The following is an 18,937-nucleotide window of genomic DNA, read 5'->3' on the forward strand; positions in this document are numbered from 1 at the left end:
CCGTCCGGCACTCCGTGACGGTCTGGCACCCTACGGCGCATGAGTGACGTAGACAGCCCGGACCACCGTGCCATCGACGCGGATCTCGTGCGTTCCCTCCTGCGGGAGCAGCACCCCGACCTGGCGGACCTCGACCTGCGCCATGCCGCGTCCGGCTGGGACCACCAACTGTGGCGTATCGGCGAGGAGTTGGTCGTACGCCTGCCGCGCACCGAGGCCGCCGTGCGCAACGTGCGCAACGAGCAGCGCTGGCTGCCGGAACTGGTGGACCGGTTCGCCCTGCCGGTGCCCGTGCCACGGCGCGCGGGCGGGCCGTCGGAGCGCTTCCCCTGGCCCTGGACCGTCACGACGTGGGTGCCCGGTGAGCCGGCCGACGTGGCACCGATCGGCCCCGGCTCCCTGTCCACCAAGGCACTGGCCGACTTCCTGCGCGCCCTGCACCACCCCGCGCCGGACGACGCCCCCGTCCATCCGCAGCAGCGCGGCGTCGCGCTGTCCACGCACGCGGACGGCTTCGCGGCCGGGTTCCGTGACGTGCTCGACGGGGACCCGACGGCCGACGCGCTGTGGGAGATCTGGGAGGACGCGCTCGCGGCACCGCGGTGGACCGGCCCGAGGCTGTGGCTGCACAGCGACCTGCACCCCGCGAACGTCGTCGTACGTGACGGAACCCTCGCCGGCGTCATCGACTTCGGCGACCTGTGCGCCGGCGACCCGGCGACCGACCTCTGCGCGGCCTGGCTGCTGCTGCCGGACGGCGAGGCGGGACCCTTCTTCGATGCCTACGCCACCGCCGACGAGGCGACGATCCGCCGCGCCCGCGGCTGGACCGTGCTGCGCGGCGTCGGACTCATCGGCATCGGCCGGGCCGGGGAACGCGGCCTGCCCGGAGGCCAGCCGACCTGGGGCCCCGCGGGACGGGCGGCGCTGGAACGCCTGCTGATCACCGTCTGACCACGCGCTCCAGGGGGCGTCACTTCAGGTGCGGCCCGGCGGCGCCTCCCGCTGCCGTCGACCGCGTGCAGGTGCGCAGGCCGCGGCTCCTTCTCCTGCTCAGAGTGCGACGCGGGTTCGAACCCCGTCGCCGGCTCCGGCCGGTGTCGTCCAGCGGCCCAGGACGCTCCGTCGCCGCCCACTTCGATCTCTGAACACCTACGCGTCAACCGGCCCGCGCTGCGGGCCGGTTGAGCGCTGTGCGCGTGCTCAGCGCGGCAGGCTCTTCTCGATGGCCGCGACGAGCTCCGGGGCGTCGGGCTCGGTCTGCGGGGAGAAACGGGCGACCGGGGTGCCGGACGCGTCGATCAGCACCTTCTCGAAGTTCCAGCGCACGTCACCGGTGTAGCCCTCGGCGTCGGGGACCTCGACGAGCTTCGCGTAGAGCGGGTGCCGGTCCGCGCCGTTGACGTCGACCTTCTCCGTCATCGGGAACGTCACGCCGTACGTCGCCGAGCAGAACTCGGCGATCTCGTCGGCCGAACCGGGTTCCTGCCCCATGAACTGGTTGCACGGCACGCCGAGCACGGTGAACCCGCGCGACGCGTACTGCTCGTGCAGCCGCTCCAGGCCCGCGTACTGCGGGGTGAGGCCGCACTTGGACGCGACGTTGACGATCAGGACGGCCGAGCCCAGGTACTGGGCCAGATCGGCGGACCCGCCTTGCAGGCGGTCGATTTCTACTGCGTCGTAAACAGACATGGTCCGGAGCGTACGCCTGCCCCGCGCCCCTCACGTCCGGGGCGTCGGGGAGACGAGTCGGGCCAGGGGGCGCAGCGAGTCACCGAGGTGGTCGGGGCCGAGCGGCGGGAACCGCAGGGAGGAGGACCGCGATCCTCGGCGAAGGTCATCGCGGCGGCCGGTACAGCCGTCCCCGCGCGACCAGTTCCACCGTCGCGGCCACCGAGATCGTCTGCACCGCCATCAGCGCCACCAGGACGAACAGCTGCACGGCGCCCGCCGCCACCGGTGACGCCCCGCCCAGCAGCATGCCGACGAACGCGCCGGGCAGCGTCACCAGGCCCACCGTCCGGGTCTGGTCGAGGCCGGGCAGCAGCGCGTCCGACGCGGCCGGGCGGACGATCTCCAGGCGCGCCTCGTGCGGGAGGAGACCGAGCGCGAGACAGGCCTCCACCTCGCCCCCGCGCGCGGTGAGTTCGTCGAGGGTACGGCGGCCCGCGAGGACCGTCGCCGTGAGCGCCCCGCCGATCAGGATGCCGGTCACCGGGATCAGCGCGATCCCGCGCGCGGGCAGCAGACCGCAGGCCACGAGCGCCCCGACGACGGGCACCACCGGCAGGGCGATCGGCAGCGCCGCCCACCTCCAGGTGCGGTTCGACGTGACCCGCCGCCCCGCCGTCCGCGCGGCCACCGCGAACATGAGCAGCAGGAAGGCGAGCAGCGCCGCACCGTGCTGCACCACCCGGCCGATCACCAGGGACACGACCCCCAACTGCACCGCGGCCCGCACCCCCGCCACGGCGATGTCCCGCGCCCGCCGCCACGACGCGTCCGGCGCCAGCCGGAACACCGCGGCCACCGCGGCGGCCACCACCAGCAGCACGACGAGCGCCCCCATGAGGGCGCCGCCGACGGGCAGGAGACCGGCCGCGGCCACGCTTCGCTCACCCACACAGGCAGCCTAAGCCGCTCCGACCTGGGCACCGGTGGTGTTCCCCGCCTCGTCCGTGAGCGACGATGGACGGGCAACACGTTGTGAGGAATCCGCGAGGAGAAGGAGGGCTGACCGTCATGGCACAGCAGGTGCAGGGCGTGATCGCGCGGGCCAAGGGCGCGCCGGTGTCGATCGAGACGATCACCGTGCCGGACCCGGGCCCGGGTGAGGCCGTGGTGAAGATCCAGGCGTGCGGGGTCTGTCACACGGATCTGCACTATCGGGAGGGCGGCATCAACGACGAGTTCCCGTTCCTGCTCGGCCATGAGGCGGCCGGCATCGTGGAATCGGTCGGCGCGGGCGTGAACGAGGTCGCGCCCGGTGACTTCGTCGTCCTCAACTGGCGCGCGGTGTGCGGCCAGTGCCGTGCCTGCCTGCGCGGGCGCCCGCAGTACTGCTTCGACACCCACAACGCCAAGCAGAAGATGACCCTCGCCGACGGCACCGAGCTGTCCCCGGCGCTCGGCATCGGCGCGTTCGCCGAGAAGACGCTCGTCGCCGCCGGGCAGTGCACCAAGGTCGACCCGGCCGCCTCGCCCGCCGCCGCGGGCCTCCTGGGCTGCGGCGTGATGGCCGGCATCGGCGCCGCGATCAACACCGGCAACGTCACCCGCGGCGACTCCGTCGCGGTCATCGGCTGCGGCGGCGTCGGCAACGCGGCCGTCGTCGGCGCCCTCCTGGCCGGCGCCTCGAAGATCATCGCGGTCGACATCGACGACAAGAAGCTGGAGACGGCCCGCACCCTCGGCGCCACCCACACCGTCAACTCCCGCGCCACCGACCCGATCGAGGCGGTGCGCGGACTGACCGGCGGGTTCGGCGCCGATGTTGTCATCGAAGCGGTCGGCCGCCCGGAGACGTACGAACAGGCCTTCTACGCCCGCGACCTGGCGGGCACCGTGGTCCTGGTCGGCGTGCCCACCCCGGAGATGCGCCTCGACCTGCCGCTCCTCGACGTGTTCGGCCGCGGCGGCGCCCTCAAGTCGTCCTGGTACGGCGACTGCCTGCCCTCGCGCGACTTCCCGATGCTCATCGACCTCTACCTCCAGGGCCGCCTCGACCTGGACGCGTTCGTCACCGAGACCATCGGGCTCGCCGACGTGGAGAAGGCCTTCGAGCGGATGCACCACGGCGACGTGCTGCGCTCGGTGGTGATGTTCTGATGTCCGCACGCGTGGAACACCTCGTCACCTCCGGCACGTTCTCCCTCGACGGCGGCACCTGGGACGTCGACAACAACGTCTGGCTCGTCGGTGACGACACCGAGGTCGTCGTCATCGACGCCGCCCACGACGCCGACGCCATCGCGACCGCCGTCGGCGACCGGCGGCTCGTCGCCATCGTGTGCACCCACGCCCACGACGACCACATCGACGCGGCCCCCGCGCTCGCCGACCGCACCGGCGCGCCGATCCTGCTGCACCCCGCCGACACCGACCTGTGGAAGCGCACGCACCCGGACCGCGCCCCCGACGGCGACCTGGCCGACGGGCAGCGACTGACCGTCGCGGGCGTGGAGTTGACCGTGCTGCACACGCCGGGACACTGCCACGGCGCCGTCAGCCTGTACGCCCCGGCGCTCGGCACCGTCTTCACCGGCGACACCCTGTTCCAGGGCGGGCCGGGCGCCACGGGCCGGACGTTCAGCGACTTCCCGACGATCATCGAGTCGATCCGCGGACGCCTGCTGACCCTGCCGGCCGAGACCGTCGTGCGCACCGGACACGGTGACAGCACGACCATCGGGGCGGAAGCACCCCAGCTCGACGAGTGGATCAGCCGCGGGCACTGACAGCCCGTAGGGCCGGGCGGCAGTTCGGAGGCTGCCGCCCGCGCCCGGCGGTCAGCAGTGCTCCAGCACCGCCCGGACCGTCTTGCCGCCCAGCGGGTGGGGCTCCACGCTCCAGTGGTTCGCCAGGGCGTGCACCAGCGCGATGCCGCGGCCCGACTCGGCCGTCTCCGACGCGGGCGCCATCCGAGGCATCCCCGGCCCGTCGTCGCGCACCTCCACCGTCAGCTCCCCGGCGTCCAGGCACAGGCTCATCCGGCAGTGGCCGTCCTGGACACGAGCGGCGTTGGTGACGAGCTCCGACACCACCAGCTCCGCGTCCGCCGCCCCGTCGCCGGTGCGGCCGGCGAGGAACGACCGGGTCAGGCGCCTGGCCCAGCGGGCGGCCCCGGATCCCCGCGGCATGAGGTACTCCACGCGCGCGGCACGCCGTTCGGCGTCCCCGAACGCACGCATGACGATCACTCCCTTTCCTTGACTCCTGCGTGGGCCTTGCTTCGGTAACGATCCCCATTCCCACGGAACCTGATCGCCAAGCGGGACCGCTCCCGCGGACCTGAGAGCGCGTGGTACCGGTGGCCGATGCGCCGCCCGACCAGGACGTACGCGATCAACGCACCTCCCGTGTTGAGAATGATGTCGTCCACGTCGAAGGCACGCCCCTGGACGACAGCCCCCTGCGCCAGCTCCACCAGGACCATGACGGCCGCCGTGACGAGCAGCACCTGCAACAGCCGCATCCGGCGGGCCACCAGGACCGGCAGCAACACGCCGAAGGGCGCCCCGAGCAGAAGATTTCCGCCGATCTGCTTGCACGCGGCCAGGAAGGTGTACGACTGCGCGTACTGCCGCAGGCTGGCCCCGGGCCGCATATTGGCCCCCGCGATCCGGTCGGACGCGGGGGAGGGGGAGAGCGTGAGGCGCGCGAGCACCGCCGCGAAGGCGACGAGCGCGAGAAACGCGACGAGAGCGACAAGGAGACGGACGGGCGTCCGCCACCAGTGGGCCGGGCCGTCGGCCCGGGTCGTGACCTTCCTGCGTCGTGCCGTCACCGATGTCATGTGCACCGTGTGCCCCGCCGGGCCGCGATCACGCGCGGTGACGAGAGGTCAGGTTCCGTCCGAGGGATGCGCGAGGGCGTCCAGGAAGCGGTCGAGGGCCGGGGACGACGACGCACCGTCCCTGCAACGCGCCCGCTCGACCTGCGGTATCGACAACTTGCCCAGATGGAGAGCCTGGGTCTCGATGGCCTCCGCCAAGTGCATTCGCTCCAGGGCCCGTTCGGCGGCCGACCGGCGAACGTACTCGATGACCGTCACACCCAGATGGTCCGCATGCCTGCGGACCGCGTCGTACTCGTCGGGGGTGAAGAGCTCCCGCAGGAGCGCAGTACCGTCCATGGCGGCATGATGCCGCTCCGGATCGCCGGGCGCGGGCAGTTGGCATATTCGCCGCCCGAAGGCGTGGACTTGGACGGAAGAGCCGAAAGGGCGCCGGGCCTGGGAGCGGAGCACCTTTCTCACTCTTTCGAGTGACGGACCCATCCGGTGCGGCCGGCGCTCCGGATTCCCCGTGTGAGGACGAAGAGCAGCGAGCGGAGCACGTTCCGGGTGGGACGTCCGGTGCGGGGTGCCGTCAGCGGACCGATCGCGGGCGGGGTCGCCCTCGGGGTCGCCGAGGTGACCGCGGCGGTCCTGCGGCCCGAGTCCCGGCCGCTTCTGGTGGTGGGGTCGGCCGCCGTCGACCGCACCCCACCCGGGGGCAAGGACTGGGCGATCCGCGCCTTCGGCACGGCCGACAAAATGGTCCTGACCTCGGGCATCCTCGAAGTCGGACTCTTCGCGTGCGTCGTCCCCCGCTCCGTGGACGGCATGACGCTCGGCACCCCCGTCGACGACGTGCCGGACGGCAGGGACCCACTCCTCGCCGTCGGCATGACCGGCAGGCCGCTGCCCTTCGCGCACGGCTTCCCCGTCCGCATGGTGGTGCCCGGTCTCCACGGTGACGTCTCGGCCCGCACATGGCTGCGCGACCTCGAACTCACCACGTTCGACGCCGACGACCCGTACGGGGTCCGGGGCGGCTGGGCCCGCGAGGCGCCGGACAAGACCCAGTCCCGTATCGACACGCCCAAGCCCTTCGCCCGGCCCCGCGCGGGGACCGTGAGGGTCGCCGGGGTGGCCCGGGCGCAGCACCGCGGCATCGACACCGTCGAGGTCCGCGTCGACGACGGGTCCTGGAGGCCCGCGCGCCTTGCGGCCGAGGACTCCAGGGACACCCGGCGGCAGTGGTCGTACGCGTGGAAGGCCCCCAAGGGCACCCACACGCTGACCGTCCGCGCCACCGACCGGACCGGCGACGTGCAGACCGCGCGCCGGACCCCCACCATCCCTGACGGAGCGTCAGGCAGGCATGCGGGGGTGGTCGCCGTGGACTGAACCGCTCTTATCCGCATGGCAGTTGTCACCCCTTCGCGCCCGGGTCCGAGCCCGTCGGCGCACCCCCGAGGAGAGAACATGAACACCCGAATCCGCCGTACCGCCACCGCCGTCGCCTTCGCCGCGGTGCTCCCGTTCGCACTGGCCGCCTGCTCCGACGACACCAAGGACAGTGCCTCGGGGAACAGCGGCAAGGCCACGCCGGCCGCTTCCCAGAGCTCGGAGGGCATGAAGGACACGGACGAGCCGTTCGGCTCTGCCTGTGCCTCCGTGCCGAAGGACGGCGCGGGTTCCTTCGACGGCATGGCCAAGGACCCGGTGGCCACCGCCGCCTCGAACAACCCGGCCCTGTCCACCCTCGTCACCGCGGTGAAGAAGGCCGGCCTCGTCGACACCCTGAACAACGCGCAGAACATCACCGTCTTCGCGCCCACCAACGACGCCTTCGCCAAGATCCCGAAGGCGGACCTCGACAAGGTGCTCAACGACAAGGAGCAGCTCACCAAGATCCTCACGTACCACGTCGTCGGCAAGCGCCTCGCGCCCGCCGACCTGAGCGACGGCTCCTTCGACACGCTGGAGAAGTCCAAGCTCACCACCTCGGGATCCGGTGAGTCGTACAAGGTCAACGACAGTGCCAACGTGGTCTGCGGCAACGTGCAGACCGCCAACGCCACCGTCTACATCATCGACACCGTCCTGATGCCGAAGAGCTGACCCCGGGGCCCGGCGACGGGGCTCCATGCCGGGGCGGGGGCGTCCACGAAACCGTGGGCGCCCCCGCCCCGGATCACTCATGAAGGCGGTCGGCGCGGATCACCGGATCCACGTCGGCCGCCTTCCCCCGTCAGGCGGGGAGGGACATCAGGGCCACGGGCGAAGTCGTCGGCTGCTCGGAGCCACCGTTCGGTTCGACGCTCACCCCCATGCCGGACGCCTCGCCGACCGAGCCCTTCATGAGGACCGACTGGTCCGGGCGCGCGGGGTCGAGCAGACCGGCCGGGCGCATGTGCCCGCCGTCGTCGAACCAGAGCTGGTACACCTTTCCGTCCGGCGGCGACGCCATCCCCGCGGCGACGAACACCGCCCGGTCGCGGTCGTGCGAGACGACCACGGACCCGCGCGCCCCGCCCGCCAGCCGGGCCGAGGCGACCTTCGCGTCCGGCGCGGACAGCACCTGCGCCACCTGGTCGGCCTGCCGCTGCGCGGCACGGGCCTCCTCCCGCGCCCGGTCGGCCTGCTCGTGCTGCCACACGGCGACACCGCCGAGCGAGGCGGCGGCCGCCAGACACGCGGCGAGCGCCCAGCGCGCGACAGGGCGACGGCGCGGTACGGCCGCCACGCTGACACCGCCACCGGAGGTCCGGGGCGGCTCCTGGCGGACCGTCGTCACCCGGCGCAAGACCTGGTCCCTGAACCCGGCGGGCGGCGTCACGGACACCGCGAGGCCCAACCGGCCCGCCGTCGCGCCCAGTTCGCGCACCTCCTGCGCGCACGCGGCACAGTCGCCGAGATGCCGCTCGAAGGCGTCGCGCTCGTCGTCGGACAGGGCGTGCAGCGCGTACGCACCCGTCAGGGTGTGGAGTTCGGCGGTGCTCATGCCGTCACCCCCAGGCAGTCGCGGAGCCGGATCAGGCCGTCGCGCAGCCGCGTCTTGATCGTGCCCAGCGGCACCGACAGCAACTCGGCGACCTCGCTGTACGTCAGCCCGCGGTAGTACGCCAACGACACGGACTGGCGCTGAAGTTCGGTGAGCGTGCGCAGACAGCGACGCACCTGCTCGCGCTCGATCCGCGCCTCGACCTCCTCCGTCACCTCGTCGAACTCCGGGGTGCGCTCAAGGAGGGCCGCACGGTGGTCGCGGGCCGCCGACGCCTCCGACGACCGCACCCGGTCGATCGCCCGCCGGTGGGCGAGCGTGAGCACCCAGTTGATGACGGTCCCGCGGTCCTTGCGGTAGTGGGCCGCCGTCCGCCACACCTCCACCAGGACCTCCTGGGCGACCTCCTCCGACTGGGCCCGGTCGCGCAGGACACCGCGCACGACGCCGAGCACCGGCCCCGCCACCGCGTCGTACACCGCGGCGAACGCCTCGTGATCGCCCTTGGCGACCTCGGCCATGAGCTCATCGAGCTCGGGCCGGGGCGCCGGGCCTCTTCCGATGTGGACGGCTTCTTTCACGTTCGGGGCCTCCATGATCTGTCCGGTGCCTGGGCGGCGACGGCTACACGAGTAATCCGTCGCGGCCGGGCGCACGGATGGGTCGTGACCCCCGTCCGTCCCCCGTTCGGCCCGCACGGCCCGAACAGATGCACTCCCTGGAAGCCCGCTGGTCACAAGCGGTCGTCGACGTCCAGGGCGGTCGAACTCGCGGTGGTGCGGCGGCGACACGGGGCCGGGCGGCGGACACGGGGTGGACCCCCGGCGACGATCTCCGCTAAGTTAGGCAAGGCTTACCTAAGGAGGTCGGAATGGGTGTCCGTCAGCTCGCTACCGCCGTGCCCACCACCGCGTCGCGCGCACGCTCCGTGCTCGCCGCCGCGTGGACCTGCGGCGTCACCACCGATGTGGGACAGGACGACCTCGTCGGCGCCCACCGCGTCGCCGACGACGGTACGGTGCGGATCACGCCGCCGCCCGAGAGCGTGCTCGCCGCGTCGGCGCTCCTCGCCCCGTACGGACGGCCCACCGCGCTCCTGGAGTTCGCCGACGCGGCGCCCGTCCCCGTACGCGACCGGATCCGCGCCCGGCTGTGGATGTCCGGCGAGCTGGTCCCGGACGGCGACGAGATGACACTCCGCCCCGAACGCGTGGTCCTCCAGACCCGCACCGAGCGCCTCGGCGTCGACCTCGGCGAACTCGCCGAAGCGGCGCCCGACCCGTTGGCCCTCGCCGAACCGCGGCTGCTTCTCCACCTCGCCGACGCCCACCCCGAAGCCGTCGAACAACTCACCCGGCTCCTCGCGCCCGAGAGCCTGCACGGCGTCGTCCGCGTCCAGCCACTGGCCGTCGACCGGCACGGACTGACGCTGCGGCTGGAGCGCGTCCGGGGCCAGGCCGACGCCCGCATCCCGTTCCACGCGCCCGCCGACGACCTGACCTCCCTCGGCGAGCGGATGCACTGCCTGCTCGCCTCGGCGCAGACCGTCAGCCGTCGCCGGAGGTGACCTTCGCGCGGGCGGCGGGCCGCTCCTCGGGCCCGGGCGACGGCTGCTGACGCCGGAACGCCCAGTCCATCCGCGGCTCGACGACGTACCGGAACACCACGCGCACCGGCGGCGTGCACAGCAGCGTGATGCCGGCGACCGCGACCGCCGTGACGGCCAGCTCGCCCGCCGGGGTGTGCAGCCACGGATGCGCGTACCACTCCCAGAACCGGGAGGACTTGATGACGAAACCGTGCAGCAGGTACGCGTAGACGGTGCCGGTCCCCAGCGCCGTGAACCACAGCCTGCGCCCCGGCACCCACGCCAGGAAGCACGCCGTCAGCACGAGGGCCAGCAGGAACAGGGCGGGCGTCGCCCACAGCCCGGCCCACGCGGGCACGCCCCGACCCACCACGCTCCCGCGGTGGTAGAACCAGCCCGCGTCGAACCAAGGAGCCGCCCAGTACGCGGCGACGACCGCGGTGAGCAGCACCGGCAGCGCCGCGAGCCGCGTCCCCCAGGTGCGCAGCATCGAGAAGTGCTCGGGCCGCAGCACGAGCCCCACCACGAAGAACGGCAGGAATTGCAGGACCCGTTGGAGCGCGAGGTCACCGCCCGCGCCCGGCCACATCGACACGGCGGTCCCCACGGCGAGCGCCACCCACACGGGGTGGCGCAGTTGCAGCCACAGCGGCGTCGAGAGCCGCCAGACGAACAGGGCCGCGAGGAACCACATGAGATACCAGGGGTCCAGCAGGCTGATCGGGTACGACGGGTCGTCCCGCGCCCACCGGTAGAAGAGCGTGTACGCCACCTCGAAGACGACGTACGGCACCACGACCCCGGTGACCAGCCGCTTGAGCCGGCCCGGGGCCATGTCGAAACTGCGGGAGAAGTACCCCGAGACCAGCGCGAACGCCGGCATGTGGAAGGCGTACACCGTCAGGTACAGCGCGGTGACCGCGCGGGAGCCGTACGTCAGCGGCTCCCACGCGTGCCCGCACGCGACGAGCACGATCGTCAGGAACTTGACGTTGTCGAAGTACGACTCGCGCGCCTTCCCCGTGCCCCGGTTGATGGTCTGTGCGGCCTGCCGTTCCATCGTGCGCCCGTGCCCCTCCTCCTGCGTGGGTCAGGCCCCCCGCCTGCCCCACGCAGACCGTTCCATGGCTGGGCGTGTGACACAAGCGCCGCAAGGGAACGGGAGGGATCGGATGTCACACGGCGGTGTAGGCGCCGTCCACCAGGTGGTAGCTGCCCGCGATGAACGAGGCGCGCTCCGAGAGCAGGAACACGATCAGCTCGGCGACCTCCTCGGCGTGGCCCAGACGGCCGGCCGGGTGCAGGGCGACGAGACCGTCGTAGGCGGCCTTGTCCATGTCCTTGAGGAGCGGGGTCTCGATGAAGCCGGGACCCACCGCGTTCACGCGGATCCCCTTGGCCGCGTACTCGGCGGCGGCCGTCTTCGTCAGGCCGACGACACCGTGCTTGGCGGCGACGTACGCGGGGGAGCCCGCGAAGCCGACCGAGCCGAGGATCGAGGCCACGTTCACGATGGCGCCGCCCTTGCCCGCGGCCTCGATGACCGGCAGCTCGTAGCGCATCGAGTAGAAGACGCCGTCGAGGTTCGTGCGCACGACGCGGTTGTAGACATCGATGTCGTACTCGCCGGTGGGGGCGCTGGCGCCGCCGATACCGGCGTTGTTCACGGCCAGGTCCAGCCCGCCGAAGGTGTCGACGGCGAACCGCACGGCGGCTTCGGCGGAGGCGGGCTCCGTCACGTCGAGGGCGACCGCGGCGGCCTTGATGCCCTCGTCCTTCAGGGTCCGCGCGGCTTCCTCGGCGCCCTGCTGGTTGTAGTCGGCGATGACGACGTTCGCGCCGCCGCGGCCGAGGCGGCGGGCGGTGGCCAGGCCGATGCCGGAGGCGGAGCCGGTGACGAGCGCGGTCTTCCCGGCGAACTCGGCGGCGTACTCGGTGAACTGGCCGGTGGGGGTGGTGGTGCTCATGGTGCGGTCACTCTCTGATTGCGGGGTCGGAGGTCGCCGCCGATCGGGCGGCCTCCCCGATGAGGGCGTCGTAGGCCCCCGCCACCAGAAGGGCGAGGTCCTCGGCGTCCGAGCCGTCGCCGCGCGCCCAGGTGCGCATCGCGGCGGTCAGCACGCCGGCGGCGGCACCGACGACGACCTCGGGGCGGATGTCCCGGGCCGGGTCGGTGCCGAGGCGCTCGGCGATGATGCGTACGGACTCGTCCTGGGCGTCGACCCGGATGCGCTCGTACGCGGCGAACAGGGCGGGTTCGCGGTCCACGGCCGCGTACAGCTCGCGCAGCTGCGGACGGTGGTGCCAGCCGGGGGTGTCCCGGTCGGCGAGCCACTCCGCGACGGCCCTGCGGTAGGCGAGCAGCGGGGGCTCGGCCGCGGGGCGTTCGCGCAGCGCCGCGTTGATCCGGGCGCCGTCGGCGCGGGTGAAGTCCAGCGCCGCGTCCTCCTTGCCGGCGAAGTGCCGGCTGAAGGTGCGCCGCGTGACGTCGGCCCGCTCGGCGATCGCCTCGACGGTCACGTCCCCGAGCCCCCGCTCGAGCACCAGCGCGACAGCGGCCTCGGCCAACGCGTCCCGCGTCCGCCGAGCCTTGACCTGCCGCCGGTCCTCGGTGGACCGACTCGTGGTGGGTTCGTTCGCCTTCATGCCGTCGAGGATACACCTTCATGTCCCAATGGGACATAAGTCTCGGTGGGACGTCTTGGAGGGGGAGGTGGGGGGCGGAGTCAGGCGTGCCAGTGGCCGTGGAGGGCGGCGCTGAAGAATCCGGGTCCGTAGGCGACCATCAAGCCCTGGCCCCCGGGCGCCGGCGGCGAGGCGTGCGTGCGCTCGAGAACGCGGAGGACGCTCACGCCTCCGAGGTTTCCCTCGTCGATCAAGGACTCGGTCGAGTGGCGGGTCAGCTCGGCTGGGAGGTCGAAGGCTTCGGCGGTGTCCCTGATGATGCTGAGGCTGCCCGGGTGGATCACCGCGAAGTCCAGCGTCCTCGCTCCGACCCACTCCTTGACCACCGCGAGCGTCTCGGCGGCAGTCGTGGGGGCGGCCTTGGTGGAGTCGAAGTGCATGCCGTCGCTGTCGAGTCGTCCGCGGTAGCGATCGAAGCTTTCCGGGAGGGTGTATTCGAAGGTGTCATCGATGGCGAGGCCCGGGCCGAGCGGCTCGTCGGTCACCACGGTGGCCGCACCGGCGTCCGCGAACAGGGCTTTGTAGATCATCGCCTCGATCGTCGAAGAGGCGTGGTTGTACGACGTGGAGAGGGTCTCGGCGGCGACGACGAGGACCTTGGTGCCCGGCCGGGCGGCGACCAGGTCGGCGGCTCGGATCAGGGACTGGGCGCCGCCTCCGCAGGCCGCGGTCGTCATGGCGATGCGTCGTGTCGTGGGGCGCAGTCCCAGGCGGTGGATGAGATGGATGTCCAGGTTCGGGACGGCCCAGCCTGTCGCGTGTGTGGTGACGATGGCGTCGATGTCGTTCGGGTCGAGACCCGCTGTCTCCAACGCGCTCACCGAGGCGCGTTCGGCCATGTCCAGAGCATCGTGGAAGGCTGCTCGCGTCCGTTCCTGCACACCGGCGGGCCCGGAGACGCAGGCGGAGTCGAGCGGGCGGCTGAAGTGCCGTGTGAGCACACCGCAGTTGTTGATGACCCGCAGGATCGCAGCGAGCCTCGGGTGGTCCGGATGGTGGCGGCGTATGTCGTCGGATATCTCTTCGGTGGACACCTTGTGGGCGCCGAGGACGGTTCTGGGTGGCGAGACGTACGCGGGCATGGGCAACTCCCACTGGGGATGTAGGGCGTGGGGGGCGTAGCTCAACGTACTTCACCCAGTGCGGGCGCGGTTCCGGTGGTTGTCCCGGTGGGCGCGCAGCATGGGAGGTGTCGGGCCGGGGCGATCGGCGCCGGGACGGAACAGGATGATGAACATCCGCGAACCGGGGGCCGTCATCGGCTGGGCGGCGCAGATCGAAGCCCAGCCCGGGCCCTTGAGGGCGTGTCGGAGCGGGCGTTCGTGACCGTCCGGGTGGACCACCGCGCCCCCCTCGTCGTAGGCGGCGGCGATCTCGGGGACGCAGGCGATGTCCCGTTCGATGCGGGCCAGCGTCTCGTCCTCGGGGCGAGCGATGATCGCGGCCCGCAGCTGCGGGATGATCCACGGGACCCAGGCTGTCGACCAGTCCATCAAAGTGTCGCGTGCCGAGGGGTCGAGGAGCATCCAACGCATCGTGTTGGTGGGCACTTTGCTGTCGGGGAAGAGCTCGGCGAAGGCGGAGTTGTGGGTCAGCAGGTCCCACGAGGCGTCAGTGACGTACGAGATGTGCTCGATTCCGTCGACAGCCTCCTGCCAGATCCCCGGAATCTCTTTTCCCGAGGACGAGAGGAGTGGCCCTGGCGGATCCTGGTGGAGCGAGAACCTGCAGAGCGACGTCCATTCCTGCTCGTTGAGATCGAACAGAAGGGCGATGTCGCGCAAGAGAGACGTGGGCGGATTGGGATAGTTGCCCGACTCCAGCCGGTGATACGTCCCCAGCGTCCGGTGCAGCAGCTGGTCGACCTGGTGCTGGGAGAGGCCGGGGGCGCGGCGGCCCTGGCCCGTGGGGCGGGTGAATCCGTGGGACTCGGGGGCTATGAGGGCGCGACGTTCACGGAGCAGGGCGCGCAGCGCCTTCTTGTTCATGGTGAGTAATCCCTTTTTGTGCACGCCGAGTTGAGCGTGAGCAGTCTAAATACTCCCAACGCCTTTGGTAATAAACATTGCCCGAAGAAAACGATCAGACGATCCGTCATGATGGGTCGTGCGGGGTTGCCCACCTGCCGGTTTCCTCATCTGTGAGCACGTGGACACAGTGATGCGGCACCTGTGCCGGGCCGTTCGAAAATGGCCGAAATTTCCCGGCGTCGGACAACAACCCGCGAGCCTTCGGGCTGTTCGAGGAAGTGAGAGCGGGACCGGGCCACCCATTCGCTCGATGTGGCCGGAAAATGCGTTGTCCGACGCACGTCCCGCACTCGTTCCCCGGCGGCATCCGAAGGTCACTGGCTGCGGTCGGTGCCGTCACTCGCCATTACGTAGCGGCCACGGCACCGGCCGCGCCCGGTCACCCGCGCCCGCCCGGGCATACTCGGGCCCATGACGATACGAAGACGCGCCGCGGGGGCGGGAGTCGCGCTCACCGCGCTGGCATGCCTGTCGCTCCTGACGGCATGCGGCCAGGAGAAGGCCGGGGAGGCCGGCCCCAGTGCCGCGCCCCGCGCCGTCGCACCGCCCTCCCCGCGCCCCGTGGACTGCGCCGGAGTCTCCATACGCCCCACCGTCCGCCCCTCCCAGCCCGCGGAAGCCGGCGACGCCAACCCCAAGTACGAGGAGAACCACGCCTTCCAGTCGACCGCCGACCTCAGCGGGCAGGCCGTCTGCGACGCGGCCGAGGCGAAGGAGCGGGTCGAGAAGGCCCTCGCGCCGTACGCCCGGCGGCGGGACGTCACCGACCGGCAGGTCACCGCCGCGCTGGCCGACGCCGGGTACGAGAAGGTCACGGTGCGGGGGACCCGCGGCTTCGTCAGCTTCGTCGTGGACCGCAGCCCGGCCTTCTGCCTGGACGGTTCGCTCGGCGGCATGCTCCGCCTGGAGACCCACGGCGCGTACCTCGAGGGCACCGGCTGCGAGAAGCCGCAGGGCGGGCACTGACCCGCCCGCCCCTGCCCGGTCAGTCGTCCTGCGGCTTGAGTCGCGTCCTGATGTAGTCCTCCGTCGCCGCGTCGAGGCCGATGTCGTGCTGCGCGCGCTCGGACAAGTACCAACGGTGTTCGAGGAGTTCGTGGTACAGCTCGGCCGGGTCCATCGGCACCGGGACCCGGTCGCGCACCGCGCGCACCGTCGGCCGGAACACGTCGCGCACCCAGCGGTGCGCGAGGACCTCGGGCCGCGCCCCGGGTGCGTCGTCCTGGGTCGCCATCCAGCTCTCCAGGTCGTTCAGGAGCCGCCGCGCCTGGTTCTCCTCCGCGTCCATGCCGGTCAGGCGCAGGAGTTGGCGCTGGTGGTGGCCCGCGTCGACGACCTTCGGCACGAACGTGACGGTGTCGCCCTGCGGGGAGCGCGAGATCTGCATCTCGGCCACGTCGAAGCCCAGGTCGTTGAGACGGCGGATGCGCCGCTCCATGTAGTGGTGCTTGCCCGCCGGGTACACCGACGTGCGGGTCAGTTCGTTCCACAGGTTCTCGTAGCGCTGCCCGACCTCCGCGCCGAACTCGATCGGGTCGATGGACGGGTGCAGCGCCCCCGAGGCCTCCAGATCGAGCATCTCGCCGCTGATGTTCACCCGCGCCAGGTCGATGTCGTACGCCCGCTGCCCGTCGCTCAACTTCTCGTGCAGCTCGCCCGTTTCGGCGTCCACGAGATACGCGGCGTAGGCGCCCGCGTCCCGGCGGAACAGGGTGTTGGACAGCGAGCAGTCGCCCCAGGCGAACCCGGTGAGGTGCAGGCGAACGAGGAGCACCGCGAGGGCGTCCATCAGCCGGTGCACCGTGGAGGGACGCATCGTCGTCTCGAACATGGACCGGTACGGCTGCGACCCGCCGAGGTGACGGGTGATCAGGACCGGTTCCAGGGGGCTGCCGTCCGGCTGCTCGCGACCCGTGACGACCGCCAGCGGGTCGACCGAGGGAATCCCCAATCGGTCGAGCGTGCGCAGCAGTTCGTACTCGCGCAGCGCGGGACGCTCGGCGAGTTCCTTCACGGCGACGACCTCGTCACCGGCGCGCGCGTACCGCACCACGTGCCGCGAGATGCCGCGCGGCAGCGGCACGAGGTACTCGTCGGGCCACTCCTCCAGCGGTATGTGCCACGGCAGGGCGAGGAGGAGCACCGGGTGCTCGGGGTTGGTGGCGCTGATCTGGAGCGGCATGGTCACCAGCGTAAACGGCTGTCGGGCAGGTCAGGGGCGCGGCTACGGTGCCGATCATGCTGCCGCCGGTGGAGAGCGACTACGCGTGGGACCGGGTCGTGCCGGATGAGGGACGAGGCCCGCTTGCGTCCCGGCGTGCTCGACCTGTGCGCCCGCCTGGGCCTGCCGGACACCGATCCCGTGCGGTTCGCCGAGGGCACTCGGCCGGTCTGCGCCGTCGGCGACGCGCACGTCCTGAAGCTCTTCCCGGCCGTGGCCGCCGAGGACGGGGTGCGCGAGGCCCGCGTCCTGGAGCATCTGCACGGCCGGCTTCCCGTCCCCACGCCGGAGGTGCCCGCCGCCGGGGCCTACGAGAACGGCTGGCGCTACGTCCTCATGGAACGGCCGGCGGGGAGAGCCGCCCTCGCCTGGCCGCGCGTCCCGCGCGCGGACCAGGACCGGCTCGTCGACGCCGCGGGGTGGCCCTGGCCGCGCTGCACGGGCTCGACCCCGGCCCGCTGGTGGACGCCCTCGGGCCCGACGACTGGACCGCGTTCGTCGCCGGACAGCGCGTACGAGCGGTGGTGCGGCAGCGCGAGAAGGGGCTGCCGGAGGAGTGGTGCGCGCGGATCGACGCGTTCCTCGACGGCGCCGTGCCCGCGTACGACGGTGAACGCGCCCTGCCGCACACGGAGTTCATGCGCCGGCACCTGCTCGTCGACACCGGGCCTGCGCGACTGACCGGGCTGTTCGACGTCGAGCCCGCGATGATCGGCGACCCCGTCCACGACGTCGTCGCCGTCGGCCTGTTCGTCACCCGCGCCGACCCGCGTCTCATGTCCCGCTTCACGAAAGCGTGCGGCCGCGCCGTCGAGCCGCGCGCCGTGATGGCGTCCACGCTGCTGCACGTCTACAGCGCTCTCCCTTGGTACCTGCGGGAGTTGCCGTCGCCGGACGGCGTCACCGACCTCGGCTCACTCGCCGAGGCGGGGTTCGGGACCGGCTGACTCCAGGGACTCCTGCGCCGCCGCGAGGATCTCCGTGAGGCGCAGCCCGAACCGCGCGTCGCACGCCGCCGGGACGCCCGTACGCGCCGACTCCAGGAGGGTGTCGACGGCCACGGCCAGGGACTCCTGCGCCACCCCGAACTCCGTCGGCATCGCGAACAGGCCCTGCGCGCCACGAAGTTCGACCGAGATGCCCGCCGCGGCCGGGGGAGTCGTCAGACTCAGTGCCGCCGTCGAGGACGCGCCCGAGGCGTGCCGCAGCACCAGGTGCACGGTGTCGCCGGGACCGCGCCGCGCCGTCGTCGCCACCACGTCGCCCAGGATCGGCAGCAGCACCGCCAGCGCGTGCGGACCCACGTCCCACAGCGCACCCCGCTCCGCGCGCCACGGGGACGCGGCGCGCACCGCGGCGTCGTCACCGGCCTCGTACAGCGCCCCGAACCAGTCGGCCCGCCCCGTGAACCAGCCCTCCGCGGCGGCCTGGCAGGCGATCCACTCCGCCGTCACGGGCGCGTAGCGCAGCGTGCAGAACACGGCCGACGCGACCCCCGCCGCGTCCGCGGCCGCCACCACGGCACGGGCCGCCTCCGGATCGAACGCGAGTGGCTTGTCGAGCAGGAGATGGCAGCCCGCCGCCGCGGCCCGCGCCGCGAGCGGCGCCTGGACGTCCGGCGGGACGGCGAACGCCACCGCGTCGCACGCCGCGAACAGCGCGTCCACGTCGTCGAACGCCGTCGTGTGGTGCGCGGCGGCGAGTTCGGCCGCGGCCTCGGGGCGCCGCCCCCACACGCCCACCAGGTCGACGCCCTTGTGGGCCTGGAGCGCGGGACCGTACGTGCGCCGGGCCCACGAGCCCGTACCGACCAGGCCGAAGCGCGGTGTGTCAGTTGAGGTCATGGTCGGCAGTATTCCCCGGCATCCCCGCGCGTCACACGGACCGGGCTGGTCGCCGCGGGAGGCGGACGTATGCC

At 72.3% G+C, this 18,937-nt stretch carries 21 protein-coding genes and 1 pseudogene; 8 read left to right on the forward strand and 14 right to left on the reverse strand.

The features are described 5' to 3' along the window. Positions 1-39 precede the first annotated feature (39 nt). Positions 40-954 carry an aminoglycoside phosphotransferase family protein gene (locus tag V2W30_RS37510; RefSeq protein WP_338703062.1) on the forward strand — a complete coding sequence of 305 codons (915 nt, stop codon included), beginning with the start codon at positions 40-42 and terminating at the stop codon, positions 952-954. 249 nt (positions 955-1,203) lie between these two features. On the opposite strand, the gene V2W30_RS37515 is transcribed toward V2W30_RS37510, so the two are convergent. Further along, complete coding sequence (locus V2W30_RS37515; RefSeq protein ID WP_338703063.1) at positions 1,204-1,695, reverse strand: glutathione peroxidase; 492 nt, start codon at positions 1,693-1,695, stop codon at positions 1,204-1,206. A gap of 145 nt (positions 1,696-1,840) precedes the next feature. After that, a complete protein-coding gene (locus V2W30_RS37520) occupies positions 1,841-2,572 on the reverse strand; it encodes an ABC transporter permease (protein ID WP_338703909.1) in 732 nt (243 codons plus the stop codon). A gap of 173 nt (positions 2,573-2,745) precedes the next feature. Here V2W30_RS37520 and V2W30_RS37525 point away from each other — a divergent pair, with 173 nt between their 5' ends. Beyond that, the gene (locus V2W30_RS37525; protein WP_338703064.1) at positions 2,746-3,831 is read left to right on the forward strand and encodes an S-(hydroxymethyl)mycothiol dehydrogenase; all 1,086 of its coding nucleotides are present in this window, start codon (positions 2,746-2,748) and stop codon (positions 3,829-3,831) included. Then, positions 3,831-4,460 (forward strand): MBL fold metallo-hydrolase, encoded by a 630-nt coding sequence (locus V2W30_RS37530; RefSeq protein WP_338703065.1) that lies wholly within the window; start codon positions 3,831-3,833, stop codon positions 4,458-4,460. Before V2W30_RS37525 ends, V2W30_RS37530 begins: the two co-directional genes overlap by 1 nt. 51 nt (positions 4,461-4,511) lie before the next feature. Here V2W30_RS37530 and V2W30_RS37535 read toward each other — a convergent pair whose 3' ends face one another. Genes V2W30_RS37535 through V2W30_RS37545 form a run of 3 tightly spaced genes read right to left on the reverse strand, consistent with a single transcriptional unit; the run spans position 4,512 to position 5,857 of the window. Next, entirely contained in the window at positions 4,512-4,913 is a 402-nt protein-coding gene (locus V2W30_RS37535; protein WP_338703066.1) for an ATP-binding protein, read from the reverse strand. A gap of 5 nt (positions 4,914-4,918) precedes the next feature. After that, positions 4,919-5,518 (reverse strand): VanZ family protein, encoded by a 600-nt coding sequence (locus V2W30_RS37540; RefSeq protein WP_338703067.1) that lies wholly within the window; start codon positions 5,516-5,518, stop codon positions 4,919-4,921. Positions 5,519-5,566: 48 nt separating this feature from the next. Next, positions 5,567-5,857 carry a hypothetical protein gene (locus V2W30_RS37545; RefSeq protein WP_338703068.1) on the reverse strand — a complete coding sequence of 97 codons (291 nt, stop codon included), beginning with the start codon at positions 5,855-5,857 and terminating at the stop codon, positions 5,567-5,569. Positions 5,858-6,304: 447 nt separating this feature from the next. Between V2W30_RS37545 and V2W30_RS37550 the strand changes: the two are divergent. Both V2W30_RS37550 and V2W30_RS37555 read left to right on the forward strand, forming a co-directional pair. Beyond that, positions 6,305-6,895, forward strand: a pseudogene (locus V2W30_RS37550) (molybdopterin-dependent oxidoreductase); the annotation flags it as partial. A gap of 78 nt (positions 6,896-6,973) precedes the next feature. Beyond that, positions 6,974-7,612: a fasciclin domain-containing protein gene (locus V2W30_RS37555; RefSeq protein WP_338703069.1), complete on the forward strand. Its 639-nt coding sequence runs from the start codon at positions 6,974-6,976 to the stop codon at positions 7,610-7,612. Positions 7,613-7,742: 130 nt separating this feature from the next. Here V2W30_RS37555 and V2W30_RS37560 read toward each other — a convergent pair whose 3' ends face one another. Next, positions 7,743-8,495 carry an anti-sigma factor gene (locus tag V2W30_RS37560; protein ID WP_338703070.1) on the reverse strand — a complete coding sequence of 251 codons (753 nt, stop codon included), beginning with the start codon at positions 8,493-8,495 and terminating at the stop codon, positions 7,743-7,745. Beyond that, positions 8,492-9,076 carry a sigma-70 family RNA polymerase sigma factor gene (locus V2W30_RS37565; protein ID WP_338703071.1) on the reverse strand — a complete coding sequence of 195 codons (585 nt, stop codon included), beginning with the start codon at positions 9,074-9,076 and terminating at the stop codon, positions 8,492-8,494. The genes V2W30_RS37560 and V2W30_RS37565 overlap by 4 nt, the downstream gene beginning before the upstream one ends. A gap of 290 nt (positions 9,077-9,366) precedes the next feature. Between V2W30_RS37565 and V2W30_RS37570 the strand changes: the two genes are divergently transcribed. After that, positions 9,367-10,062, forward strand: coding sequence for a DUF2470 domain-containing protein (locus V2W30_RS37570; RefSeq protein WP_338703072.1), 696 nt, complete (start codon positions 9,367-9,369; stop codon positions 10,060-10,062). Here V2W30_RS37570 and V2W30_RS37575 read toward each other — a convergent pair. The 5 genes from V2W30_RS37575 to V2W30_RS37595 all read right to left on the reverse strand — a co-directional run bounded on the left by V2W30_RS37575 (position 10,043) and on the right by V2W30_RS37595 (position 14,756). Then, complete coding sequence (locus V2W30_RS37575; protein ID WP_338703073.1) at positions 10,043-11,143, reverse strand: acyltransferase family protein; 1,101 nt, start codon at positions 11,141-11,143, stop codon at positions 10,043-10,045. The genes V2W30_RS37570 and V2W30_RS37575 overlap by 20 nt on opposite strands. 115 nt (positions 11,144-11,258) lie before the next feature. Next, on the reverse strand, positions 11,259-12,050 hold the full coding sequence (locus V2W30_RS37580) for an SDR family NAD(P)-dependent oxidoreductase (protein WP_338703074.1): 792 nt from the start codon (positions 12,048-12,050) through the stop codon (positions 11,259-11,261). A 7-nt stretch (positions 12,051-12,057) separates the two neighbouring features. Beyond that, positions 12,058-12,729 carry a TetR family transcriptional regulator gene (locus V2W30_RS37585; RefSeq protein WP_338703075.1) on the reverse strand — a complete coding sequence of 224 codons (672 nt, stop codon included), beginning with the start codon at positions 12,727-12,729 and terminating at the stop codon, positions 12,058-12,060. A gap of 80 nt (positions 12,730-12,809) precedes the next feature. Next, positions 12,810-13,850, reverse strand: a complete 1,041-nt coding sequence (locus V2W30_RS37590; protein ID WP_338703076.1) for a PhlD — start codon at positions 13,848-13,850, stop codon at positions 12,810-12,812. Between the two features lie 51 nt (positions 13,851-13,901). Further along, entirely contained in the window at positions 13,902-14,756 is an 855-nt protein-coding gene (locus V2W30_RS37595; RefSeq protein WP_338703077.1) for a helix-turn-helix domain-containing protein, read from the reverse strand. A gap of 453 nt (positions 14,757-15,209) precedes the next feature. Here V2W30_RS37595 and V2W30_RS37600 point away from each other — a divergent pair, with 453 nt between their 5' ends. Continuing rightward, on the forward strand, positions 15,210-15,764 hold the full coding sequence (locus V2W30_RS37600) for a hypothetical protein (RefSeq protein WP_338703078.1): 555 nt from the start codon (positions 15,210-15,212) through the stop codon (positions 15,762-15,764). A 19-nt stretch (positions 15,765-15,783) separates the two neighbouring features. Here V2W30_RS37600 and V2W30_RS37605 read toward each other — a convergent pair whose 3' ends face one another. After that, positions 15,784-16,980 carry a DUF4032 domain-containing protein gene (locus tag V2W30_RS37605; RefSeq protein ID WP_338703079.1) on the reverse strand — a complete coding sequence of 399 codons (1,197 nt, stop codon included), beginning with the start codon at positions 16,978-16,980 and terminating at the stop codon, positions 15,784-15,786. Positions 16,981-17,438: 458 nt separating this feature from the next. Here V2W30_RS37605 and V2W30_RS37610 point away from each other — a divergent pair, with 458 nt between their 5' ends. Then, positions 17,439-17,966 carry an aminoglycoside phosphotransferase family protein gene (locus tag V2W30_RS37610; protein ID WP_338703080.1) on the forward strand — a complete coding sequence of 176 codons (528 nt, stop codon included), beginning with the start codon at positions 17,439-17,441 and terminating at the stop codon, positions 17,964-17,966. Here V2W30_RS37610 and V2W30_RS37615 read toward each other — a convergent pair. Beyond that, the gene (locus V2W30_RS37615) at positions 17,934-18,863 is read right to left on the reverse strand and encodes a Gfo/Idh/MocA family protein (protein WP_338703081.1); all 930 of its coding nucleotides are present in this window, start codon (positions 18,861-18,863) and stop codon (positions 17,934-17,936) included. The two genes, V2W30_RS37610 and V2W30_RS37615, sit on opposite strands and share 33 nt — an antisense overlap. Between the last annotated feature and the right edge of the window lie 74 nt (positions 18,864-18,937).

The organism is Streptomyces sp. Q6, from assembly GCF_036967205.1.
GTDB lineage: Bacteria > Actinomycetota > Actinomycetes > Streptomycetales > Streptomycetaceae > Streptomyces > Streptomyces citrinus.